Annotated in this window: 23 protein-coding genes; 4 read left to right on the top strand and 19 right to left on the bottom strand. The window is 65.7% G+C overall.

Annotation, left to right across the window (positions count from 1 at the left end):
• Positions 1-93 precede the first annotated feature (93 nt).
• Positions 94-861, top strand: coding sequence for a hypothetical protein (locus tag AC4BCK_RS17850; RefSeq protein WP_490566292.1), 768 nt, complete (start codon positions 94-96; stop codon positions 859-861).
• A gap of 9 nt (positions 862-870) precedes the next feature.
• Here the strand turns inward: AC4BCK_RS17850 and AC4BCK_RS17845 are convergent, their stop codons facing one another.
• From AC4BCK_RS17845 to AC4BCK_RS17830, 4 genes are read right to left on the bottom strand one after another with little or no spacing between them, the layout of a single operon-like run.
• Positions 871-1,389, bottom strand: coding sequence for a GNAT family N-acetyltransferase (locus AC4BCK_RS17845; RefSeq protein ID WP_174175002.1), 519 nt, complete (start codon positions 1,387-1,389; stop codon positions 871-873).
• Positions 1,389-3,257 carry a glycoside hydrolase family 15 protein gene (locus AC4BCK_RS17840; protein WP_490566291.1) on the bottom strand — a complete coding sequence of 623 codons (1,869 nt, stop codon included), beginning with the start codon at positions 3,255-3,257 and terminating at the stop codon, positions 1,389-1,391. The genes AC4BCK_RS17845 and AC4BCK_RS17840 overlap by 1 nt, the downstream gene beginning before the upstream one ends.
• A complete protein-coding gene (locus AC4BCK_RS17835) occupies positions 3,254-3,730 on the bottom strand; it encodes a hypothetical protein (RefSeq protein WP_174174998.1) in 477 nt (158 codons plus the stop codon). Before AC4BCK_RS17835 ends, AC4BCK_RS17840 begins: the two co-directional genes overlap by 4 nt.
• 6 nt (positions 3,731-3,736) lie before the next feature.
• Positions 3,737-4,153, bottom strand: a complete 417-nt coding sequence (locus AC4BCK_RS17830) for a hypothetical protein (RefSeq protein ID WP_174174996.1) — start codon at positions 4,151-4,153, stop codon at positions 3,737-3,739.
• 88 nt (positions 4,154-4,241) lie between these two features.
• Here AC4BCK_RS17830 and AC4BCK_RS17825 point away from each other — a divergent pair, with 88 nt between their 5' ends.
• Entirely contained in the window at positions 4,242-4,901 is a 660-nt protein-coding gene (locus tag AC4BCK_RS17825) for a helix-turn-helix transcriptional regulator (RefSeq protein WP_174174994.1), read from the top strand.
• Positions 4,902-4,989: 88 nt separating this feature from the next.
• Here AC4BCK_RS17825 and AC4BCK_RS17820 read toward each other — a convergent pair whose 3' ends face one another.
• Positions 4,990-6,165 (bottom strand): serine hydrolase domain-containing protein, encoded by a 1,176-nt coding sequence (locus AC4BCK_RS17820; protein WP_490566290.1) that lies wholly within the window; start codon positions 6,163-6,165, stop codon positions 4,990-4,992.
• 203 nt (positions 6,166-6,368) lie between these two features.
• Here AC4BCK_RS17820 and AC4BCK_RS17815 point away from each other — a divergent pair, with 203 nt between their 5' ends.
• Positions 6,369-7,460 carry an SDR family oxidoreductase gene (locus AC4BCK_RS17815; protein WP_400512543.1) on the top strand — a complete coding sequence of 364 codons (1,092 nt, stop codon included), beginning with the start codon at positions 6,369-6,371 and terminating at the stop codon, positions 7,458-7,460.
• Positions 7,461-7,539: 79 nt separating this feature from the next.
• Here the strand turns inward: AC4BCK_RS17815 and katG are convergent, their stop codons facing one another.
• The 5 genes from katG to AC4BCK_RS17790 all read right to left on the bottom strand — a co-directional run bounded on the left by katG (position 7,540) and on the right by AC4BCK_RS17790 (position 11,730).
• Positions 7,540-9,834 (bottom strand): catalase/peroxidase HPI, encoded by a 2,295-nt coding sequence (gene katG / locus AC4BCK_RS17810; protein WP_363939405.1) that lies wholly within the window; start codon positions 9,832-9,834, stop codon positions 7,540-7,542.
• Positions 9,835-9,931: 97 nt separating this feature from the next.
• Positions 9,932-10,255, bottom strand: coding sequence for an antibiotic biosynthesis monooxygenase family protein (locus AC4BCK_RS17805; protein WP_363939407.1), 324 nt, complete (start codon positions 10,253-10,255; stop codon positions 9,932-9,934).
• A gap of 80 nt (positions 10,256-10,335) precedes the next feature.
• Positions 10,336-10,656 (bottom strand): DMT family transporter, encoded by a 321-nt coding sequence (locus AC4BCK_RS17800; protein WP_188731450.1) that lies wholly within the window; start codon positions 10,654-10,656, stop codon positions 10,336-10,338.
• Positions 10,653-11,009: a DMT family transporter gene (locus AC4BCK_RS17795; RefSeq protein WP_400601445.1), complete on the bottom strand. Its 357-nt coding sequence runs from the start codon at positions 11,007-11,009 to the stop codon at positions 10,653-10,655. Before AC4BCK_RS17795 ends, AC4BCK_RS17800 begins: the two co-directional genes overlap by 4 nt.
• Positions 11,010-11,127: 118 nt before the next feature.
• Positions 11,128-11,730 (bottom strand): isochorismatase family protein, encoded by a 603-nt coding sequence (locus AC4BCK_RS17790; protein WP_490566289.1) that lies wholly within the window; start codon positions 11,728-11,730, stop codon positions 11,128-11,130.
• Positions 11,731-11,900: 170 nt separating this feature from the next.
• Between AC4BCK_RS17790 and AC4BCK_RS17785 the strand changes: the two genes are divergently transcribed.
• Entirely contained in the window at positions 11,901-12,860 is a 960-nt protein-coding gene (locus tag AC4BCK_RS17785) for a GlxA family transcriptional regulator (protein WP_490566288.1), read from the top strand.
• 104 nt (positions 12,861-12,964) lie between these two features.
• On the opposite strand, the gene AC4BCK_RS17780 is transcribed toward AC4BCK_RS17785, so the two are convergent.
• The 9 genes from AC4BCK_RS17780 to AC4BCK_RS17740 form a co-directional block, all read right to left on the bottom strand.
• Entirely contained in the window at positions 12,965-13,222 is a 258-nt protein-coding gene (locus AC4BCK_RS17780) for a fibronectin type III domain-containing protein (RefSeq protein WP_490566287.1), read from the bottom strand.
• Complete coding sequence (locus tag AC4BCK_RS17775) at positions 13,219-16,503, bottom strand: glycosyl hydrolase (RefSeq protein ID WP_490566286.1); 3,285 nt, start codon at positions 16,501-16,503, stop codon at positions 13,219-13,221. The genes AC4BCK_RS17780 and AC4BCK_RS17775 overlap by 4 nt, the downstream gene beginning before the upstream one ends.
• Positions 16,504-16,602: 99 nt before the next feature.
• Positions 16,603-16,995, bottom strand: a complete 393-nt coding sequence (locus AC4BCK_RS17770; RefSeq protein WP_490566285.1) for a substrate-binding domain-containing protein — start codon at positions 16,993-16,995, stop codon at positions 16,603-16,605.
• A 281-nt stretch (positions 16,996-17,276) separates the two neighbouring features.
• The gene (locus AC4BCK_RS17765) at positions 17,277-17,672 is read right to left on the bottom strand and encodes a putative quinol monooxygenase (RefSeq protein WP_400591805.1); all 396 of its coding nucleotides are present in this window, start codon (positions 17,670-17,672) and stop codon (positions 17,277-17,279) included.
• Positions 17,669-18,841, bottom strand: coding sequence for a levoglucosan dehydrogenase (locus AC4BCK_RS17760; RefSeq protein WP_174174974.1), 1,173 nt, complete (start codon positions 18,839-18,841; stop codon positions 17,669-17,671). Before AC4BCK_RS17760 ends, AC4BCK_RS17765 begins: the two co-directional genes overlap by 4 nt.
• A gap of 68 nt (positions 18,842-18,909) precedes the next feature.
• Positions 18,910-19,725, bottom strand: coding sequence for a sugar phosphate isomerase/epimerase family protein (locus AC4BCK_RS17755; RefSeq protein WP_363939416.1), 816 nt, complete (start codon positions 19,723-19,725; stop codon positions 18,910-18,912).
• Between the two features lie 62 nt (positions 19,726-19,787).
• On the bottom strand, positions 19,788-20,771 hold the full coding sequence (locus AC4BCK_RS17750) for an ABC transporter permease (RefSeq protein WP_251420514.1): 984 nt from the start codon (positions 20,769-20,771) through the stop codon (positions 19,788-19,790).
• A gap of 3 nt (positions 20,772-20,774) precedes the next feature.
• Positions 20,775-22,283, bottom strand: coding sequence for a sugar ABC transporter ATP-binding protein (locus AC4BCK_RS17745; RefSeq protein ID WP_490566284.1), 1,509 nt, complete (start codon positions 22,281-22,283; stop codon positions 20,775-20,777).
• Positions 22,284-22,338: 55 nt separating this feature from the next.
• Positions 22,339-23,499, bottom strand: a complete 1,161-nt coding sequence (locus tag AC4BCK_RS17740; RefSeq protein ID WP_251420517.1) for a substrate-binding domain-containing protein — start codon at positions 23,497-23,499, stop codon at positions 22,339-22,341.

The raw sequence follows: 23,499 nt of genomic DNA, 5'->3' as shown, positions 1-23,499 counted from the left end.
AACAGTTTGGCGCCAATGGGTTGACTAACGGGTCCCGGGCTGCGGCGCGGGCTCAGAATTGAGGCATCACAAACAGCCCTCGAGGAGGCGGAAATGCGGCGGTCAGCGTGGCCCGGCGCGGTAACCCCGGCAGTACTTCTTTCACTTTCGCTGCTCACCGCCTGCGGTGGGCCGGCCAACCCACCGCAGGCGACGCCGTCGGGCGCTTCCGTCAGCGCAAGCGCCACGCCAGTACCCACGGAAACGACGACGGCGGCAGAGTCACCGAGCGCCGCCCCAGGCAGCCCAACGGCAACTGCACCGGCGTCGGCTTCCTGGACCACCTACACCACGGCGGCCGGTGATCTGTCCTTCGACCTTCCGTCTACCTGGAACATCAAGGACCCGGCCGGGGAATTGGCCGAGGGCGGCGGGGCATTCGCCGAGGTGACCAGCGAGGATGGCCGACTGCTGGCGACGCTTCGCACCAACATGGCCACCGGCTCTACCTGCACCGAAAAGTACCCCTACGAGGTTCTGGAATCGCAGGAGATGCCGCAACTGGCCCAGTACGGCACGGTTCCGCGTTATACCTTCGAAACGCGCGGCAACGAAACCGCCGCAGGCCCGCCGGATAGCCCCGCTGCGGCCTACGGCATCACGTCCGCACCGCACCCCGAGGGAGAGTCAGCCTGCTATATGTTCCACTTCTTCACGTGGCCGCCCAATGCCGCCACGTTCGGGGCGTTCTACAACCCGGAACTCAACCGGACGCCGGGTGATCCGTCGCTGCCGTACCTGCAGAAAGCGAAGCTGTACGCGGGGACGCAGGAGTACCGGGATATCAAGCGGATGATCACGTCGCTGCGGCCGGCGGGGTAGGGTTTCGCGCTACGCGGTGTCGATCCAGTAGCGGCGCTTGCCGTTGCGGGTGTCCTCGTAGCTGCCGCCGTTCTTTTCGATGGTCGCCCGGGAGCCTGCGTTGTCCTCATCGCAGGTGAGGAGTACCCGTTGGATTCCGAGTTCCCGGGCGATCGGCAGGGCATCGGCCAGCGCCTTGGCTGCATGGCCGTGGCGCCGTGCGGAGGGCCTGACGCTGTAGCCGATGTGCCCGCCCTCGTTGAGGAGGAAGTCGTTCAGCTCGTGCCTGATGGCGAGTGAGCCAAGGAACGTGCCGCCCTCAACGATCCACAGGTAGGTGCAGGGCACGTACCCCGGCTTCCGCGGGCTTTCAGGCAGCGCATCCTTGACGAGGGCCTCGACGAAGCGGCTGAAAGCCCCGGGATCCTGCAGTTCTTCCAGCGGCCAGCTGTCTGCGCCCGCGCCGTCCTGGCGGAGGCCCTCAAATTCGGCGGCCGCCTCCAGCCAAGAGGAGTGGAAGCGTGCGTCCGGAGCGATGAGGCGGGCCATCACAAGATCGTATTCGATCGAGGAGGGTTGTCGCGGAGGGCCAGCGCGGCCTGGACAAGGGCGGAATGCGTGAGTGCCTGCGGGTAGTTACCCAGAAGCGCGCCGCTGGCAGGGTCCATTTCCTCGCTGAACAGTCCCAGCGGGGAGTCCACTTCCAGGAGGGCTTCAAACAGGCTCCTCGCTTCCTGGGCCTTGCCGGTTATCGCCAGGGCTTGCACCAGCCAGAATGAGCAGGGCAGGAAGGCTCCCTCGCTTCCCGGAAGGCCGTCGCGCCCTGGCGGATACCGGTACAGCAGCGGATAACCCGCGGACAGTTCACTGCTGACGGCGTCGATGGTTCCCTCGAGGAGGCGGGAGCCGGGCTGCTCCAGGCCGGTAAGGGGCAGGACAAGCAGGGCGGCGTCCAGATCGTCAGAGCCGTAGGCGCGCACGTAGGTATTCCTGCCCGGGTCGGATCCTTTCGCCCGCACCTGGGCCGCGATGTCGCTGCGTGCGGTTTGCCACCGGGCCCGGCGCCTGCGGCCGAGGCGGTGCGTGGCAGCGATCCGCAGCGCCCGGTCCAGTGCGAGCCAGGCCATGATTTTGGAATGCACGTGCTGGGCTGCCTCGCCGCGTATCTCCCAGATGCCCGCATCTGGTTCCTGCCACCTGGCGGCAACCAGGTCCGTGAAACCGCGCATGGCCCGCCAGGTCTCCGAATTCAGGGAGCGGCCGCTGTCCACGAGGTTCCAGGCCGCGTCCAGGACCCAGCCGTAACCGTCGAGCTGGTGCTGTGCGGCGGCGAGGTTGCCGGTTCGCACCGGCGTGCTTCCGGCATACCCCGGCCAGTCCGGCAGTTGGCGCTCCCGTGGCACGCGGCCTCCCGTCAGGGAGAAAAGTGCCGGAAGGCGCGGCCTGTCCAGCCGGCTGGCATGAAGGAGCCACCCGAGGAAATTGAGTGCTTCCTGCATTTTGCCCACCCGCAGGAAGGCCCCCACGCCGATGCTGGCGTCGCGTGGCCACGAGTATCTGTAGTCCCAGTTGCGGATGCCTCCCGGGTCCTCCGGCAGGGACGTCGTAGGGGCGGCAACCGGCGCGCCGGAGGGGGAGTAGGTCAGCAACCGGAGCGTCAGCAGGCTCCGCACCACGTGGTCCCGGAACGGGATGGAGTGGTCAATCCCCTCCGTCCAGGCCTGCCAGCGTGCTTCGTCCCTGGCGACGAGGTCCCAGGCTGCCGCGGGGCGTACATGGATGAGTGGTTCTCCATACGCGATGGCCAGGACGAACGTCAGGGGTGTGCCCGGGGTGACCACGAGGTGCAGCGGACGCCCTGGTTCCAGGTCCACCCGCGGACTTGAACCGAGGGACGTTGCCACCGGGCCCCAGTCGCAGACAAGATCCCGGCCCTGGCGTACCCGCGGGCGGCGATGACGCACGCCAAGCCGCGGGTCGAAGATCACGGTGACCCGCACCGGAGACTGTTCCGCCGTCAGGCGCCGGATGAGGATGGTGCTCGGGAGCAGTTGGCCGGCGACCTCGGTGATCATTGCCTCCGTGAGTGTGAGCAGGCCGTCCCGGGCCGCCCACACTGTCTCCAGGGTTGCGGTTTCTTTCCGGTAGCGCCGCGTTACCAGGGAGGCCGGCTGGCCGGGTCCCGTGAGGAACCGTCCCGCCGCCGGCCCGCCGAGCAGCGCACCAAAGAGGGGCTCGCCGTCGAACGCCGGGACGCAGAGCCAGTCCACTGACCCGGCGGCGGAGACCAGTGCGGCGGTCCGGGTGTCGCCCAGGAGCCCGTACTCCGCAAGGGGCGCGGGACACCATTGCCGGCCCTGGAGCGGATCCGGCTGGTCCAGCCGCTGCGGGGCCTGGTTCACATGGTCGAGGCTCATGCCGCCCCCAGAAACATTCCAAGAACGGCACCGTAGACCACATGGGCGGCCACGGCTACTGCCGGAGTCTGGATGCCGTAGTTCAGGCCGAGTAAGCCCGGCGGCTCCAGCGCCGCCGTGGTGGTGAGCCCCGCCCTGCTGGAGGCCATCCGGGGATGGACTCCGGGCAGGAGGGGCAGGATTACCGTCAGTGCGACCGCCACATGCAGGAGCCCCAGCAGGGCGCCGATCCACCACGTTGCCTGGCCCAGGAGAGCGAAGATCGCGGCGTAACCCAGGGCGAACCCCTGCCCTGCGGCGAGGTGGATGAAGAAGCCGGCCACCCGGGCTTTGTCCGGGTCGGGCGTGACGAGGGTTCCGAGGACCAGCGGCAGATCCAGGCGGGTCAGCCCTGCCATCTGTGCCGCAATCATCACTGCGGTCAGCACAGTCGTTGCAACAAGCCCAAACAGGGCCCACCCCTGCCAGTCCATGTCAGCTCACCTGAAGATGCCTGTCCCCGGGGACAGCCGGTTCAGGGCGAGGGCGCCGACGAGCAGCCCGAAGTCCCGCAACGCCACATCGTAAAAGCCGCCGAGGACCAGGAGGTTGACGATGATGCCGAGGAGCCAGACGGCCACGAGCAGTGAACCGAACCGCGGCCGCACAGCCACGGCAATGCCGGCGATCACCTCGACGACGCCCACCACGTACATGATGGTCTGGGCGGGCAGGGGCACGATCGCCGTGGCCACCGGGGCGAGGTAAATCGTCCAGTCGACCAGCAGGTTGGTGAACTTGTCCAGCCCGAAAACGATGGGTGCCACTGTGAAGACCGTGCGGAGCAACAGGAAGGCCTGGTGTTCCGCCTTCCGGTCCCGGGCCAACGCCGGCGTGTGGGCTGCTTTTGTTGTCATAACGAGCTCCTTCTAAAAGTAGGTATCTTGATTTTAGAAAGTGCCGTAGATTTAAACAAGAGGAATCTTTTTAGAAAGAGGTGCGGGGATGACCAGGCTTTCGTGGGCACGCCGGGTGGTGGCGCTGTCCTCCCTCGGGGACGAAAAGCGGCGGCAGTTGTACGAGCTGGTGCTCGCTGCCCCTGCCGCCATGAGCCGGGACGAGGCTGCTGAAGCCACGGATCTTCCCCGAAGCACGGTGTCATTCCATCTGGACAGGCTCGTGGCCGACGGCCTGCTTGCCGTGGAGTTCCACAAGCCGGCGGGAAAGTCCGGGCCGGGGTCCGGGCGCCCTTCGAAGGTGTACCGGGCCGTTGCCCGTGAAGTGGGTGTTTCCGTGCCGGACAGGAACTATGACATCGCCGGGGAACTGATGGCAGCGGCCATCGACGAGGCTGCGGCTAACAACCAGCCGGTGCGTGACGTTCTCCTGGCCACCGCCTATGCCAGGGGCAAGGAGCTGGCCGCGGACAGCCAGGGCCTGGAGGACTTCCTCATCGCCCTTGGCTACCTTCCCCGCGCCGACGGCAGCGGCGGGCTCACTCTGCCCAACTGCCCCTTCCACCGGCTCTCCGAGGGGCACCCCGCCGTCGTCTGCGCCATGAACGGCGCCTTCCTCAGGGGGGCGGCTGCCGGCAGCGGCGAGCCGGAAGAACGGGTGGCGGCCAACAACAGCCCGGGCCAGTGCTGCGCCAGGATCGCACCATGAGGAGACCTAGGAAAGTACGACGGCGGGCGGCAAGTCCCTGCGGTGGGCGGTCCTGGAGTGCCGCCGGGGTGCAGCGGACGCGGCAGCCCTAAGGGCAGAGCCGGTCGAGGGTCTCCTGCAGGGCGGATACCATCTGGTCATCCCAGAAGTTGATCCTGTCGCCGGCTTCGGGATCCTCGAGGGGCGTCGGCAACGGGGGCGGTACCAGCGTCATGGTGGCCTGGTACTGGCCGTCGGTGCTGGCGACCGCTGCGGTGCGGTAGGTCCAGAACCCGCCCAGGCCGCCGAACCTGTGGTCGCCGTTGCAGTCCTGGTTCCATTTCCACACACCCAGGCCGTACAACGGGATGGCATCTGTTCGGGTCATCTCCTGCACAGATTCCCTGGCAAGGAGGTCCCCGCGGAACAGGGCGGCGAAAAAGTCGTTGATGTCGGACACCGTGGAGATGGCCCCGTAGGCGGGCGACCCCACGACGCCCGGCGCGTCAGTGATGTCCAGGCGTTCACCCCGGTGGTTGATGTAACCCCGGATCACGTCCGGTTCACCTCCCGCCGTACGGTCGACTGACGTGTTCTCCAGCCCGAGCGGAGCGATGATGTCCTCGCGCAGCACGTCCGCAAAGGGCCGTCCCCGCAGCTTCTCCACAAGCTGGCCGAGGGCTAGATAATTCGAGTCGGAATAGCGGAAAAAGCCCACGTCCCGGGCGTCCCACGGCAGCTGCCCGGTCAGCTCAAGTCCCCGCTGGGGACTGATGTTTTCGTTGATAACCCGTGGGACGTCGTCGGCCGTTTTCTCCGTTACCTCCTGGAACGGCCGCATTCCGGACGTGTGCCCCAGGAGTTGGCGGACGGTAATGGGGCCAGGCGGCTTCAGTGCCGTGGTGAAGCTGTCCAGGACTCCGTTGACCGGATCATCCAGGCCGATCAGGCCGTCCTCCACCAGCTTCATGACGGAGACGGCGGTCATTGACTTGGTCACACTGGCCACAAATACCCGGTCCTCCGGAGTTGCAGCATCGTTGGACTCCAGGTTCCGGACCCCATATGCCCGGGACCAGGTCTCTCCCGGCCACCTGACTTCCGCCACCACTGCCACGGCGCCCTGGTCCACGAAATTGCGCATCGTGTTCTCGATGGACTTTGTGGGCGGCGGCGCCGTGCCAAAGGAATTGGGAGGTGGACTGGGCTCGAAATAGCTGCACGAACAGAGTGCCAGCACCATCGCGGCCAGAGCGCTGAGGAAGGACCTGGGTGAGGTTCGCATGACGCCGCCTGGGGAGAAGCAGCAGTTTGGGACGGGCCGCAAGCGCGCCGCCCCCGGTCAAGGGTTGCCCGGCGCAGCAGTCCCAGCTCCTTAAGTCTACGAGTGGTGTGCCGTGGGGTCGAGGAATATCTCCCGGGGCCGGCGGCTTGCAGCAAGGGGCCAGTGCGCCCACGCGTAATTCAGCACAAACCAGGAGGAGCTCCATGACTAGTGGCGCAGGAACAACCGCAGGGACCGAAAAGACCGCTCTTGTTGTGGGAGCGACCGGCATAGCGGGGTCTGCCCTCGTCGACACCCTGGCGGGCGAGGGGTGGAGCGTGCTCGCCCTCTCCCGGAAGCCCGGTGCTGAGCGTCCCGGAGTCCGGTGGCTCTCCGCGGACCTGACCTCAGCGGCGTCGCTGGCTGCCGCGCTCGGTCCGGAGAATCCCTCCCATGTCTTCTTCACAGCATGGTCGCGGCAGGACACTGAAGAGGAGAACATCTCCGTCAACGCGGGAATGGTGCGGGACCTCCTGGCGGCACTTCGCGGCAAGGACGTAGCCCACGTTGCATTGATGACCGGCCTCAAGCACTACCTCGGGCCCTTCGAGGCGTACGCGGCCGGGGAAATGCCGGACACTCCCTTCCATGAAGAGGAGCCGCGCCTGCCGGTCCGGAACTTCTACTACGCCCAGGAGGACGAGCTCTGGGCAGCCGCGGCGAAGCAGGGGTTCACCTGGTCCGTGCACCGCGCGCACACGGTGATCGGGCACGCCGTCGGCAATGCCATGAACATGGGCCTGACGCTCGCCGCCCAGGCCACGCTGTGCCGGGACAGCGGGGAGCCGTTCGTCTTCCCGGGTTCCGAGACACAGTGGAACGGCCTGACGGACATGACGGATGCGGGCCTGCTCGCCGAGCACATGCTGTGGGCGTCCACCACACCGGCGGCCGCGAACGAGGCCTTCAACATCGTCAACGGCGATGTGTTCCGCTGGCGCTGGATGTGGCCGAAGCTTGCCGCCTACTTCGGCGTGGAGTGGGAGGGATACGAGGGATCGCCCCGCCCCCTGGAGCAGTCGATGGCGGGCCGGGAGGACCAGTGGCGGGACATCGCCGCGCGCCACAACCTCAGCGAGCCGGACCTGAACCGCCTGGCGTCCTGGTGGCACACGGACGGCGACCTGGGGCGCGGCATTGAGGTGGTCGCGGACATGGGCAAGAGCCGGGACGCCGGGTTCACCGGATACCGGCGGACGCTGGACGCCTTTACCGCCCTCTTCGACCGCTACCGGGCGGAGAACCTGATTCCGTGAGTCGCCGGTAACCACTGGCAAGCGTCCGGGCCGGCCGCAAAACGCAGCCGGCCCGGACGCGGTTGTCACTGAGGCAGGATCACTTCAGGTCGAAGCGGTCCAGTTCCATGACCTTCACCCAGGCGGCCACGAAGTCGTTGACGAACTTCTCCCGGGCGTCGTCGCTCGCGTAGACCTCGGACATCGCCCGGAGCTGGGAGTTGGAGCCGAACACCAGGTCAACCGGTGTGGCGGTCCACTTCAGCTCGCCGGTGGCGACGTCGGTGATCTCGTAGACGTTCTCCTCATTCTCCGAGGCTTTCCACTTGGTGCCGGGGGAGAGCAGGTTGACGAAGAAGTCGTTCGTCAGGACCTGCGGCCGGTCCGTGAGGACGCCGTGCCTGGAGCCGCCGATGTTGGTGCCGAGCGCACGCATGCCGCCGATGAGCGCCGTCATCTCGGGTGCGGACAGGTCCAGCAGGTACGCCTTGTCCAGCAGGAGGGTTTCCGGCTGGAGCTTCTCGCCGGGACGCACGTAGTTACGGAACCCGTCAGCGCGCGGCTTCAGGTACTGGAACTGCTCGACGTCGGTCTGGTCCTGGGCGGCATCGGTGCGTCCCGGACGGAACGGCACCGTGACGGGGAAGCCGGCGTCGCTGGCTGCCTTCTCCACCGCGGCGCAGCCGCCGAGGACGATCAGGTCCGCCAGTGAGACCTTCTTGCCCCAGGCCTGGGCGGAGTTGAAGTCCTGCTGCACGCGCTCGATGGCCTGCAACGCCGTCGAAAGCTGCCCAGGTTCGTTGACCTCCCAACCGCGCTGGGGCTCCAGCCGGATCCGCGCGCCGTTGGCGCCGCCGCGCCTGTCGGTCTTGCGGAAGGTGGAGGCGGCAGCCCACGCCGTGCCGGCAAGCTGGGAGACGGACAGTCCCGAGTCCAGAAGCCGAGCCTTCAGGCTCGCAATGTCCTGCTCGCCGATCAGTTCGTGGTCGACGGCGGGAACGGGATCCTGCCAGAGCTGGGCCTCCGGAACCCACGGCCCCAGCATGTGCGGGCCCACCGGGCCCATGTCGCGGTGCAGCAGCTTGTACCAGGCCTTGGCGAAGGCGAGCTGGAACTCGTCCGGGTTCTCCAGGAAGCGCCGCCCGATCTCCTCATAGACAGGGTCGAAGCGCAGCGACAGGTCGGTTGTCAGCATGGTGGGCCGGTGCTTTTTGTTGGGGTCGTGCGCGTCCGGGATGATCTCGGGCGCGTCCTTGGCAACCCACTGATGGGCGCCGGCGGGGCTCTTGACCAGCTGCCACTCGTACTCGAACAGGATCTCCAGGAAGCGGTTGCTCCACTGGGTGGGCTTGTCGGTCCAGGTGACTTCCAGGCCGGAGGTGATCGTGTCGCCGCCCTTGCCGCTGCCGTACGTGCTGAGCCAGCCAAGGCCCTGCGCCTCAAGGTCGGCGCCCTCCGGCTCGGGACCCACGTGCGCGTCGGCGTCGCCAGCCCCGTGGGTCTTGCCGAACGTGTGGCCGCCCGCGATCAGCGCGAAGGTCTCTTCATCGTTCATGGCCATCCGCTTGAACGTCTCGCGGATAAACGCTGCCGCGAGCTTGGGGTCCGGATTGCCCATGGGCCCCTCCGGGTTGACGTAGATCAGGCCCATCTCCGTGGAGCCGACTTCCTCCGACATCTGGCCTTCGCCGATGTAGCGCTCGTCGCCCAGCCAGGTGTCTTCCGGCCCCCAGAAGATCTCCTCCGGCTCCCACACGTCCTCGCGGCCGAAGGCGAAACCGAAGGTCTTGAAGCCCATGGATTCCAGGGCCACGTTGCCGGCGAGGACCAGCAGGTCCGCCCAGGAGAGTTTCTGGCCGTACTTCTGTTTGACCGGCCACAGCAGGCGCCGGGCCTTGTCCAGGTTGGCGTTGTCCGGCCAGCTGTTGAGCGGTGCGAACCGCTGGCTGCCGTCCCCGGCGCCGCCGCGGCCGTCGTGGACGCGGTAGGTGCCGGCGGCGTGCCAGCTCAACCGGATCATCAGGCCGCCGTAGTGGCCGAAGTCCGCGGGCCACCAGTCCTGGGACGTGGTGAGGACCTCGGTGATGTCCTGCTTCAGTGCCTCGACATCGAGCTTCTGGAACTCCTCACGGTAGCTGAAGTCCGGGCCGAGGGGGTTGCCCTTGGGGTGGTGGGCGTGGAGGACGGAGAGGTCCAGCTGGTTGGGCCACCAGTCCGCGACCGTCCGCGGCCGGTGCCCCTTGGGCTGGGGTGAGTCAATGGCCGGGTTTTCGCTCTCGCTGCCGTGCGAGGTCACGCTGCCATGGTCCACCGGGCATCCGCCCTCGACCTTGCTGTCCAGGCCTTGGGCACTTCCGGGAGTGGGTATCGGAGGGTGTTCCGGACGATCGGTCATGTGCTTCCTTCCATCTGGCCGAGGCCGTGGAGCGGACTCGGGCGGCCGGTTCAACCTTCCCATTTGAACATAGTCGGCGGGGCTGGGGGAGGGGCAGTCACATGGCGGGTGAGTGGCCCCGCTGGGGGACCGAACTGACCAGGTTGTAATGCTCGACGACGGGAAACGGCTCATAGAACCGGTGCAGGAGGGCACGCCACTGCTGATATTCAGGGGATCCCCGGAAGCCAACGGTGTGGTCCTCCAGCGTGTCCCACTCCACCAGCAGAAGGTACGTGCCGGGGGACTCGACGGACCGCGAGAGTGACAGGGAGCGGAACCCGGGCATGGAGGCGATGATGGGCTGGGCGCGGGCGAACGCCGTCTCGAATGCCTCTTCCTGGCCGGGGACAACAGGCAGCAGGGCGTGTTCAGTAATCACCCGGCAAGTCTTGCAAACTTCGCGCGCCGGAGTGTGCACGTCCAGCTCCTGCCGGCAGTCCGGACGACCGGGGCGGGTGCTCAGTGCGCCGCGCCCAGTTCGATCAGCAGGACGCCGCCGATAATGAGTCCGAGCCCCAGCATCATGACGGGGGTGATTGTCTCCTTGAAGAAGACGCGGCTGGCCAGGGCCGTCAGCGCGACGCCGGCCGCGGCCCAGATGCCGTAGGCGACGCCGAGGTTCATGCCCTGTTCGAGGGTCAGCGTCAGGAGGGTGAAGGCCAGGAAGTATCCGACGGCGACAGGAACGTACCAGCGCCGCTTACCGGTGGACGCGACCCGCAGCAAAAGGGTGGCGGTCACCTCGGTGAGGATTGCAGCCGTCAGCAACAGCCACATCATGAGCGGACCATTTCTTTTGCGGGTTCTGCTGCTGGCTCCTTGTGCCGCCCCAGTTCAACGCAGAGCACGCCGCCGATCACCATGGCGACGCCGACCATCATCACAGGCGTCAGCGCTTCACCAAAGAGGAGGGCAGCCAGCAGCACGGTGAGGGTCACGCCCAGCGCGGCCCAGATGCCGTAGGCGACGCCGAGGCCGAGGCCCTTGCGGAGGACTGCGGCGAGGAAAGCGAAGGACGCGGAATAGCCGAGGACCACCACAATGAAGAAGGCAGGATTATCAAGGGCCGCTTTCAGGGAGAGTGACGCCGTCACCTCACTCAGGATCGCGCCGGCGAGAAGAATCCACTTCATGAAAAGAGTCCTTGAATGTCGTTTGGGGCTTGGTCCCCGTGGGTGCAACCGCAGGAGTGCTGCTGGTGTTCCCGGGCTTCCCACCGCCGAGAACGCTGGGGAGGCCCGGGACGGCTGGTTACGCCTGCGGGACCAGCTCCAAACCGGCAACTGCGGAGCTTCCGAGGTCACTCCCTGGAAGGGCCTGATTCGCAGCCAGGGCACTGGTCCAGGTGTCAGTATCCGCTACTGCTGCCCAGTTCGAGTTCAGTAGCGCGAGCAGCGTGGTGTGCACGGTCTTCGCGTCGGCGGAGCCTGCGTGGTTGGCGAGGTTGATGGCGCCGGTGGCGTCTGAGAGGACTTCGGTGGTGAAGCCAAGGAACTCTGCCTCCACGGCGGAGGCGAGCACGCAGTTGTTGGTCATGTAGCCGGCCAAGGTGACCGTGTCGACGTCGTGCTTCCGCAGCCATTCGGCGAGATCCGTGCCGGCATAAACGGAACCGTACTGTTTGACCAGCTGCTTCCAGTCGCCGGTTTTACGGCCCTCAACCTCGGGGTGCAGCTCGAACCCGGGTGTGCCCGGGGCAAACACGGGTGCACCAACGCCCGCGGAGTGCTGGATCACGGCAACCGGAATGCCTGCGGCAGTGGCGGCGTCAATTGCCCTAGCAATCGTGGGCAAGGACTCCTGATGCGGCGGGTACTGGATCTCGAGGGGTCCGCTGAAGTACTGCTGCTGCACGTCAATGAGGATGAGGGCGCGGCGGGGGGTGCTCTTAATCTTGTTCTCCCTGGTGTTTCTCTCGGCTGCCTGCTTGCAGCTTTTCCAGTCTTCCCGTCGCGGGCGCAGGCTAACAGTGGCACGAAGGCAGATATACGATGGATTCGGGCCAAGCTGTTGGGAGGGGCAGGATGAAGATCGCGGTCTATGCGTTCGATGGGGCAACGATGTTCCACCTCGCCGTTCCACAGATGGTTTTTGACGAGGTTGCCCGCCAGGGCCTTGCGGAGTGGAAGACGGTTCTTTTCTCTGACCAGGAAGGCGAGGTCACCACCGCTGAGGGCTACCGGCTGGGCAAAGTGGAAGGGCCGGAAGCCGCGGAGGCGGCGGACGTGGTGGTGGTGCCGTCATGGTTCGACGACGGGCGCCTCCCCAGCGACTCGCTGCGGCAGGTGCTCCAAGGGGCACATGGGCGCGGGGTGCCGATCCTGGGCTTGTGCCTTGGTGCAATTCCCGTGGCCGACGCCGGCTTGCTCGCCGGGCGTCGGGCCGTCACGCACTGGCAGGCGTTCGATTCCCTTGCCGGGCGGCACCCTGATATCGCCCTTGACCAGTCGGTGCTGTACATCGACCACGGCGACGTGCTGACCTCGGCCGGAACAGCCTCTGCGCTGGACGCGTGCCTTCACCTGGTGCGTGCACGGCTCGGGGCGGAGGCGGCGAACCAGGTGGCGCGCAGCCTGGTCATCGCTCCGCACCGCGAAGGGGGACAGGCGCAGTACATTGAGCGGCCGGTTCCTTCCCGCTCCACGGACGATCCAATCTCCCGGTTGCTGGAATGGGCACTGGGCCACCTGGCGGAGCCGCTGACCATTGACCTGCTCGCCGCCCAGGCACACCTGAGCCGCCGCACTTTTGTCCGCGCTTTCCGGGCAGCAACAGGAACGACGCCGGCCGCCTGGATCCGCGCCCGCCGCCTTGACGCTGCGCGGCGGCTGCTTGAGACAACAGACCTGTCGATCGAACAGGTGGCCGCCGACTGCGGCTTCGGCAACGCCGTCACCCTGCGGCAGAACTTTGCTGCTGCTTTTTCCACGACGCCCACGGAGTACCGGAGGCGGTTTGATGTGCGGGCTGAAAAGGCTCCCTAGTGCTGTGACTTTCAGCTGCCGCCCCGGGACGGCAGTCAAAGCGGTGGCCCGGCAATGGGCAGCCGCTCCGGCTCATGCAGAGTCGGAGCGGCTGCCTGCAGGGCCTACTTGGTCGAGGCCGTCGTCGACAGCCAGGCGCCGGTGCCAACTTCGCTGACCGCCGCAATCCGCACCTGGTACTGGGTCTTTCCAAGGAGTCCGGTGATCTTGGCGCTGGTCGCAGTGCTGACCCCGTCTCCAAAGGTCTTCCAGTTGACCCCGTCGGTGGAGGTCTCAATCACATAGTCCGTGATGGGAAAGCCGCCGTCGGAAATGGGAGCAGTCCATGACACCAGCAGGGACTTGCCCTGGACCTTTGTCACCGCACCGCGGGGAGCGGATGTGGTGCGGGGAAGGTGCTGGCGGCCACGGGCTGGGAGAACTCGCCGAGTCCTGCCGCCGATACCGCCTGCACCCGTACCTGGTACTCGGTGCCAGCGCTCAGCCCTTGGATCCGGGCTCCGGGCGTGGACGTTACGGCGTCATACACTGGCACCCACTCCGAGGCGCCGGTGGCACGGTACTGCAGCCGGTAGTCGGTGACCGGAGACGAGCCGGTGACGGTCGGGGCAGCCCAGAGGACATCAATGGCGGAACCGCTGACAGGCGTCAGCTTCACTTCGGAGGGACTGCCAGGCAGCCCGGAGGGCTCCGGATCCGGATCCGGGTCCGAACCGCCGCCGGTGAGGGTGAGCCCTGCAAAGGGAGCCTTGACCACCGAGGTGGCGAGGTCAATGGTTGACGGCGACGTGCCCAGGACATTCCACAGCTCAACCTTCATGGAACCATCCACCAGGTTCCCAAGCTCGCCCTCAACGGAGGAGAAGCCACGCTCGGCGGTGTAGCGCTCAAATCCCGCCACCGGATCGGTGGGGAAGTAGTTGTAGGTTTCGATCCGGTCGAAAGTGCCGTCTCCGGTCAGGTCATATGAAACCCTGATGCGTGTTCCGTTGCCTACACCTGCCGTGTCCACCCCGATATCAAACGCAGTTCTGCTGCCTGCAAAGGTGCCGTTCAGGTTCTCTGCCGTCAAGGTGAGGCCGGTTGCCGGATCACCGATTGCGTCCTGTCCGCTGCGGGGTGCGAGCGTTGCCACCGGAGCGGTCCCCGGCTCGGACAGGAATGATCCGTCGGCGCCGAGGTAGAACGTGGTGGTGGTCGGCGCGGGCGGATCGGTGGGATCCGTTGGCTCTTCCGTGCCGCTCGGCGCACCGCCGCCGCTCCAGGTATGAGCCCCGGACGTTGCCGTCTTGCCTGCAGCGACCTCGAGCACGGTGCCGTCGGAGAAGGTAACAGCCAGGGGTTCCTGGGTGATGTTGCTTGCCACGTAGGTCCTGGCGCCGTTCTTAGTGAAGACGGCGGCCATCGGGTCATCAGCGTGAACGCTGCTGTCCAGGGTTCCCAGGGATGCAAGGTTGGCGATCCAGTGGTAGGTGTGGGCCCGGCTCTCGCCTTCCTCCTCCGGGTATTCGCGGTCATTGTCCAGGGCGGAGAGGGCTGCCTGCCCGTCCCCGAGGGCCAGGTAGGACCAGAGGATGTCCTGCCACACGGTGGGGTTGCCGTTGTTCACATCCACCATTTCGGCGTAGTTGGACACCACGTCATCCGGCCGCAGGCCGAGGTACAGGTGTCCGCCGGTAATGGGCAGGGTGTTGATGCCCTGGATCATCTCGGCTTCGGCGCTGAACCACGTGGAATAGGTTCCGCCGTCGCCCCAGATCATGCCTGCGGTGCTGTGGCCGAACGAGTCGGGCATGGCGCCGGATTCGTCGAACCAATACTGCTGGATTGCGGCGGTCTGGGTTGCGTAGAGGTAGATTCCGGCGTCACGGGTGGCAGTGTCTCCGGTGGCCGTACCCCACTGGATGAGGCCGTTGGCGAAGTTCTGTCCCTCGGAACTTGATTCCTGGTTGTTTCCGGCGCCGAAGGCGCCATGGCCGGAAGCCCAGTCGTGGCCCGCGTAGATGTCGAAGTCGCGCAGGTACGGGTAGCGGGTGTCGGCGCGGTCGAAGTTGTTGGCATCGGCGATCAGTTCATCCACCATGCCCCCGAAAGCCGCATCTGCTGCCCACTCAGGGTCGAACCGTGCCAGTGTGGCAGCCGCCACCACGAAGTAGCCATAGTGGAAATGGTGGTCGTTGAGTTCCTTGTCAGAGCCGTACGACGCCGGGAACCCCACGAGGGTGCCCCAGTTTGAGTTGTAGGCGAAGACCTGTTCGGTTTCGCCCGGTGAGGCGGTGAACCAGTTGGTGAGCGTCTCCTTCATCTGGGCAAGGGCAGTGTCGCGCACAGCCGTACGGTCCAGCTGGTCGGCGATTTCCACGATGCGGGCGGCGCGGCCGAGGGCCTTGCCGGTCCAGTAGGTGTCGTCCTTGTCGATGCTCATCGGGTCGGCGGCGACCTGGTCGAGCAGGGCGTCCAGGCGGGCGTTCGCCTCACCGGCGCCTGTCGCCACGGCGGGGACCTCGGGCAGCACGCCGGTGAAGGGGGTGTTTGTGGTGAAGGAGGTGGCGCCGACCAGCGTGGTCATGGCCCCGCGCGGGGACACGTAGGTGCGGTCGAGTTTTGCGCCGGCGGAGGGTCCGTCGCCGGTCGCGCCGCCGAGGTAGGCGCTCTGGTGGGGGTAGAGCGAGAGTACGGTGCCGGAGTTGGTTCCCTCCCGCACCTCGGTCTCGGCCGAGTAGGTGGTCTCGACCATGCTCTCCGCCTCGTTGTAAACGAAGTCGGCCCGTGTTCCGGTGACCTTGGCATAGGCGTAGGGCGTGTACTCGTCAGCGACGGCTGTGCGTCCCGCGTCGGTGTCGGTGGTGCTCGTCGGCAGTGCGGCCACCGAGAGATACCCCTTGCCGTTGAGCGTGCTGCTCAGTTTTGTCCCGGAGACGGTCCAGGCGGCGCCGGTGGGCGCGAACGCGACGTAGTCCCCGCCGCCGGAGCTGAACCCGATGCGCTCGCCGTCGTTGAGCCAGATGCGCAGGTCGGCGCCGGCGGTGATAACGGCGTCTCCGCCGGCGATGTCGTACCAGCTAAAGGGCAGACCGTGCCCGATGGTGGCGGTCATTGACCGGGTGCCGTCGCTCCAGGAGGGGGTGACGGTCCAGTCGGTCCAGTCGGCGACTTCGACGACGGGGGCGGTGAGCCCCGCGACGCCGACCATGAGGTCTTGGGCGTAGGCGTAGTGGAATTCACCGATGCCGCCCGGCGTGCCGCTCATGGTCGGCGTCGTGGTGTTGGAGAGCCCGAGGCCGGCAGCCTCGGGGAGATAGGAGAGCGGATGCGCGTGCAGGGGCTCACTCCCGACGCAGTTGTACTTCTTGAACAGGAGGGAGGACCACCAGTCATTGGTGGGAACCGCCCCGGCCGGGGCGGTATCGGTAACGAAGGCCCGTGCATCGGTGGCGAGCGGCGCGCAGCCCTCGGGCGCCGGTCCGATGGTATCGGTGGTGTAGCTGCCGCTGCCGACCGGCAGGGTCTCCGCGTTGGCCGCCCCGGCCGGGATGAGCCCGCCCAGGAGAACGGCGGCCACGCTGAGCACGGCAAACCGGGAGGCCGCAGGGCCTCTTCTCCGGTTCCCCCCGGGTGCCCGGACGTTGTGATGGATCGTCAAGATGTCCTCCATGTGAGTTTCGTGCCGCATCGTTGCTCCACGGGTGAGCCGCCCAGAAGTCAACCCGCACTGGGGCTTATGGGAGCGCTCTCACCAACCCTAGGTATTTGTGATGGGAAACACAAGGATCAGTTTCGAAGCGGCCATATCCACCATCGGCCGGGTCACAGTGGTCAGGTCCGGTGCGTTGGCCCTGTGGAGGAACGTGCCTGCGCACGCCTTGGGCTCAGAATGGGAAACGCGCTCGCTGCCCTCGCGGCCAAGGTCTTCTGGGGTGCGGGGCCACTGCTCTCGCGGACAACCAGTTCCGTAGCCAGTTTCGATGCTGCGCGGGTGCGGGTCGGTGCCTCGCGCCATGCCGAGAATCATCCGGACGGCTGTTTCTGCCATCTCGCTGAGCGGCTGGTTGATGGTGGTCAGGGACGGGGCCACCCATGCTGCGAGGGGGAGGTCGTCGTAGCCGACGACGGACAGGTCGCGCGGGACCTCCACGTTTCTTTCACGTGCGGCCCGGAGCGGTAGCAGAACTCGGCAGCGTACCGTTGGTGGATGCCGTGGCCACGCATGATGCCGAGGACGGACGTGCCGCGGTATTCCTCGTCAACCGTTCGCTCAGTGAGGAGATGACGGTCACCGTGAACGTGGTGGCGCTGGGCAGGCCAACGGCATAACCTCCCGGCTCCAGCACAGCCGCAGCCCGCCGTCGTCATGCAGGTGGACGGTGGTGCGGGTGAAAGGGCGGTCATGTCAGGCCATAGTGGGCTCGGCAGGCCTCAGGAAAGGGGCGTCAGGGAAGTTACGGAGAACGGCACTGACAATAGCGGGTCCACTGCCCTTACAAACTCCTTGACGTGGTCCTGTTCGTTGTGGGCTTCGAGGTCCTCGCTGCGGGCCCAGCCTTCGAAGAGGACAAACGTGCCGGGCTGCTGTTCGTCAGTGAACACAGTGTATTCCAGGCATCCTGGGTCTTTCCGGCTTAGCGTCTGCAGGGAGTGGAGGGCTTCCTGAAGCTCGGCTTCGTGCCCTGCTTTGGCGATGAATACCGGCATTAGCCAGGTTTCCGGTGTCTCCTGGCGGTGTGGCAAGGGCTTGGGCATCTTGTCTTCCTGGATGGTGGTGGTGCGGTTGGGGGAGGGACAGCCTTTCGCCGTCCCTCCCCAACTGGTCAAGCGGTGATCTGCGGAACTTCCACCCATGATTCTTTCGCGGCGGATTCGACAATGGCGTCGTCGATGAGGGCGACCTGGTAGCCGTCTGCGAAGCTGGGGCTTACGCTGCCGCCCTCAGCAATTGCCTTGAAGAAGTCGTACGCTTCGATGATCTTCGTTTCCCCGTAGCCAATGCCCAGAGCTGGAATCGGCCAGAGGCCTTCTCCGTACGGATGGGCCGGTCCCGTGTAAACGGTCCGGAATCCGCGGCGGTCGGCCTGGTCGGAGGCGAAGCAGACCTGCAGCTCATCGCGCCGTTCGTAGTTGAAGACGATGCTGCCCTCGGTTCCGTGGATTTCGAAGGTGATGTAGTTGTTCCTGCCGTGCGCGTTGCGTGTCGCCTCCACGGATCCCACTGCTCCGTTTGCGAAGCGGATCATCGTCATGACCTCGTCGTCGACATCCACCTGGCCGCGCGGGCCTTCTCCGCCCCGTACGGTGCCAAGAGCGTCGGCCCCGCCCGCCTGGAGGGGCCGCTCCGGGATCCAGGTGGACAGGACGGCGTTGACGGCGCTGAACTCGCCGACAAGGTACCGGGCCATGTCGATGACGTGCGTGGCGATGTCGCCCAGGGCCCCGGAACCTGCGATTGATTTCTGGAAACGCCAGGACAGGGGCGAGTTGGGGTCGGCGCTCCAGTCCTGCAGGTACGTCCCGCGGAAGTTGAGGATCTGTCCTATTGCACCTTCCTCGATGTACTTCTTGGCCAACGCGACTGCGGGCGTGCGCCGGTAGTTGAAGGCAACCATGTGGACGATGTTCTTGTCTTTGACTGCGTCGTACATAGCCTTTGATTCCTCGCCCGTGCGGGCAAGGGGCTTTTCGCAGATGATGTGCTTGCCCGCTTCAGCCGCGGCTATGGCGATTTCAGCGTGGAGATGGTTGGGCGTTGCGATATCCACGACGTGGATGTCTGGATCCTCGATGATGGTGCGCCAATCCGAAGTGGAATTTTCGAAGCCGAAGCGTCGGGCCGCTTCGGCCGCAAGCTCCGGATTCGCCTCCGCTATGACTTTGCGGACCGGAAGAGCCGGTGCAGGCCAAAAGAACATGGGCATGGCGGCGTAAGCGAGGGAGTGGGCTTTGCCCATGAAACCCCCACCAATGAGGCCGACGTTGAGGTTCTGCATGTGAACTGGGTTCCTTTCGGAAAAGACGGGAGTGGCCGAGGCTGGCTATCCCTGGCGGTCAGGATTGGTTAGAGGATTTTCTCGAGGTACTTCTTGCTGATGGCGGCAGCTTCCCGGGGGTCGCCGTCGTAGCCGTCGAGTTCGACCATGAGCCAGCTGTCGTATCCGCTTTCCCGAATCGCGGCGATGATGTCCGGGAAGTCGAGTTCGCCCTGGCCCAGGGGGAGGAAGTTGAACGGGTCCTGCTGAAAGTCTTTGAGGTGGACGTGCCGGATCCGGTCGGGATACTTCCGGATGACCGCGGCGGGGTCTGCGCCGCCGGCTGCAAGATGCGCCGTGTCCGGGCAGAAGCCTATCCGGGTGAGCGGCATGAGCTTGTCCAGCTCGTCGGGGCTCTCCACAATGGTGCTCAGATGTGGGTGGTAGCTTGCCGACAGCCCAAAGCTTTCTGCGATGTCCGTGACGCTGTCCAACGCTTCCCCGAGGCGGCGGTAGTCCTCTTCGTTGGTTCCGGCGGCGCGCCGTGCTCCGCCACCAACAACGAGCCGTTCCGCTCCGAAACCGGCCGCCAACTCGGCGGCCCGGTGGATCCGGTGCATTTCGTCCGGGAGGATGTCGGCGTAAATGAAGTTGGCCCCGGTATAGACGCTTGCCAGGGAGACCCCCGAACTGCTCAGGAGCTCTTTGAGCTCCTCCGGCTTTTCTGCGTACTCCACAAGATTGCCGTCGAACATTTCGACGCCTTCGTAGCCGACAGAGGCGATGTCCCGGACGGCGTCTCGCATGGACCCATGGGTCAGGTAGAAAAGGTCCTTGACGCTCGTCACGCCTTGGGCGTGGCCGACGACGCCTCCCCAGGTGATGGAGCAGTAGCCGAGTTTCATTGTTTGTGCCTTTCGACTGCAGGGATGAATTGCATGGTGGGCGCCGGAATCACTGGCACTGTTTATTTCTTTCGTGCCATGGCGACGGCCAGGATGATGATGGCGCCTCGGACGACCTGCTGCTGGCTGCTGTCCAGCCCGGCGAGGATCAGTCCGTTGTTGATCAGGCCGATCAGGAGGGCGCCGAAGAGGGTGCCGATGATGGAGCCAAACCCGCCGAAGAGGCTGGTTCCGCCCAGGATGACGGCGGCGATGGCGGAGAGCTCGTCTCCCGATCCCCACTGGAACCGTCCGGACTGGAGGCGGCCGGCGTAGAGCATGCCGGCGACGCTTGCCGCCATGGCCGAGATGAGGAGGACCTGGAATTTGATGCGTTTGGTGTTGATGCCGGTGAAGTCCGCCGCGTTGCGGTTGCCTCCCGTGGCCAGGACCTGGCGGCCGAACCGGGTGCGGTTCAGGACGACGGCGCCGATGGCGACGAAGATGGCGCTCCAGACGACCAGCCCTGGGACGGGGCCGAAGTTGCCGGATCCGAACAGCGTGTTGAAGGTGTCGTTCAGGATCGGCTGGGGTGCCGAGGCGGTGATCCATTGGGCGACGCCGACCGCTATCCCCAGCATGCCGAGCGTCACCAGGAAGGACGGGATGCCTAGGAGGCTGACAAGCGCCCCGTTGATTGATCCGACCACCAGCCCGACGGCGAGGCCCGCCAGGATCCCGGGGATCAGGCCAAACTGGGAGAGTGCCATTGCGGTGCAGACGCTGGAGAGCCCGGCTACGGAACCGACGCTCAGGTCGATCTCCGCGCATGCGATCACGTAGGTCATGCCGACGGCGATGACGGTGATGGTTGCTGTCTGCCTAAAGATGTTCAGCAGGTTGTTCGGCGACAGGAAGCCCTGGTCGCGCAGCAGGATGGCGAAGAAGATGAAGACGACGACGAAGCCGATGTAGATGACGTAGCGCCGCCAGTCGAGTTCCTTGAGGACGGTGCCGAAATTGCGGGCCGCGGTGTCCCGGGGCGCGATGGTGTTTGACTTGCTCACTGTTCAGACTCCCTGGACTGCAAGTTGGAGATATTCCTCGTCAGCGATCTCGCTGCGGGGAATGTCGCGGATGATGGAGCCGTCCTTGAGGACGAGGACGCGGTCGCTGACCGCGAGTAGTTCGGGATACTCGGAGGAGATGACGATGACGGCTTTGCCGGCACTTGCCAGCTCACGGATCATGTCCAGGATTTCGCTCTTGGTGCCGATGTCCACTCCGGCCGTTGGCTCGTCCAGGATCAAGATGTCCGGATCCGTGCCCAGCCACTTGGCGATAACCACCTTCTGCTGGTTGCCGCCCGAGAGGAGCCGCACCGGGCGGTTGGGATGGGCCACCTTGACTGCGAAACGCTTGATAAGGGAAGCAGACAACGCCTTGCCTTTGGCGCCGTCCAGGAGCGGCCCCCGCTGGATCTGCCCGAGCAGCGGCAGGAGCAGGTTGTCCTGGACGGAGTGCTCCAGGACGAGGCCTTGGGCCCTGCGGTCCTCCGGGATGAGGGCGACGCCGGCGTTGATGGCCTGCTGTGGCGAGGCAAGGTTGACCTTCTTGCCCCGCAGGAGGACGTCACCGCTGTCCAGTTGGTCAATGCCGAAGAGGGCACGGGCCAACTCGGTGCGTCCGCTTCCCATCAGCCCCGCCAGACCGAGGATTTCCCCGGGGCGGAGCGTGAAGGAAACGTCCCGCACCCGGTTCCCGGCGTTGAGCCCGCGGACTTCCAACAGCGGTGCGCCATCGTGGTCCACATGATCCCGTGCCCGGTAGGAAAGCTGACCTTCGATCTTCTTGCCGACGATGCCTTCAACGATCTGCTCGGGAGTGACGTCCGTCAGAGGCGCGGTGAGGAGGTGGCGGCCATCGCGAAGGATGGTGATCCGGTCCGCCAGCCGGTACACCTCGTCCATCCGGTGCGAGATGTAGATGATCGAGATGCCGCGCTGCTTCAGGCGGTCGATCAGTTCGAAGAGCGCCTCGGACTCGTGCCGGGCCAGGCTGGCAGTGGGTTCGTCCATGATCAGGACCTGGGCGTTCTGGGCCAGGGCCTTGGCGATCTCGGTCAGCTGCCAGTATGCAGTCCCGAGCCGGGAGACCTCCGCGCGGGGGTCGACGTCGACCTCCATCTCAGAGAAGACCTCCCTGGCCCGTTTCACCGCAGTGCGATCGTCGATGAGCCCGCCCCTGCCGAGCGGTTCGGCAGCGAGGAAGATGTTCTGTGCAACTGTCAGGCTCGGTACCAGGCTGAATTCCTGGAAGACCATCCCGATCCCGGCGGCCTTCGCGTCCTGGATGGAGTTGATGGCGGCTGGCTTCCCGCCGATGAGGATCTCTCCAGCGTCGGCTTGGTAGACGCCCTGGAGGATCTTCATCAGCGTGGACTTCCCGGCGCCGTTGCCCCCGGCGAGTGCGTGGACCTCGCCCTTCCAGACGTCGAAGCTGACGTCCTTCAGCACGGAAACGCCGTTGAAGCCCTTGGAGATCGAGCGCATTTCGACGACATTGTCTGCGGTGTTCATGGTTGCCCTTTCGGAGTGGCGCGGGGGTTGGGACCCCCGCGCCGTCGGGTCTTGGCTATTGCTTGTAGGAGTCCTGGATGTCCTTCGGGGCGTCCTCGTGGTAGACCTGCTTCCAGGCTTCCAGGACGTTGGAGTGGTCCACCGGAAGGGCGCTCAGCGCTACGTAGGCGGGTGCTTCCTTGCCGATGAGCGCGCCGGCAGCCAGCCGTGCCTCTGTCACACCCTGGTCGAATGGAACCTGCGCTCCGAGGCCGACGATGAGTTCGTCCTTGGCCAGGGCGATGGCGACATTCTTGCCGAGGTCCTCCGTGGCGATCTTCAGGTCCGGGCGGCCGGCGGCGCGGGCGGCAGCCATGACACCTTCTGCGGGGACGTCCCACACGGCCCAGATGCCGGCCAGGTCAGGGTACTTGCTCAGCATTGCGTTTGCGGCAGCCTGGGCGTCTCCAGCGAAGTCCGGCCCGGCAATACCCTTTTCCTCGACTATCTGGATGTCCGGGTATTCCTTGGTGATGGTTTCCTTGAAGCCGTCGTAGCGCTGTTTGGTGACGAAGAAGTCAGCCTGGTGGAAGACAAGGCCGATCTTGCCCTTGCCGCCGAGCGCTTTGGCCATCTGGTGGGCAGAGACGACGCCGTTGCCGTAGTTGTCAGCGGAAACAACAGAGACGTAGTCCTGGCCGGCGGTGAGGCCCTGGGGGATGTTGTCCATGAAGACGAGCTTCGTGCCGGCCTCGGCGGCCTTCTTGTACGCGGAGGCGGTGGCCACGGGGTCCGTGGGGATAGACACGATGATGTCCGGATCCTGCGTCATGACGGTCTCGATGTCCGAGACCTGCTTGTCCGGCTTGAAGTTTGCGTCGGTGGTGGCAATGACCTTGATGCCCAGCTTCTCGAATTCGCTCTTGAGTCCGTTCACCTGGGCGTTGGCCCAGTCGTTGCCGCCGTAGTGCATCACGATTGCGGCTTTGGCGTTGAGTCCCTTGACCTTCTCGATCTCCTCCGGAGACAGATCCGCGACGGAGGCCGGTGATGGCGTCTCGCCGTTGGGGCCTTTGCTCAGGACCTGCCCCTTGATCTTGTCGAGGGCCTGCTGGGCCCTCTCGGAAACGCCGGCGTCGGGGGCGTTTGATGTGGCAGTTGTTGAACTGCTGCAGGACGCAAGGGAAAGTGACAGGGCTGCGGCCAGGGCCACGATGGGAAGCCTGCGGATCATCAT

The organism is Pseudarthrobacter sp. As-47 (genome assembly GCF_058215595.1).
This window is presented reverse-complemented; position numbering and strand designations above follow the sequence as displayed.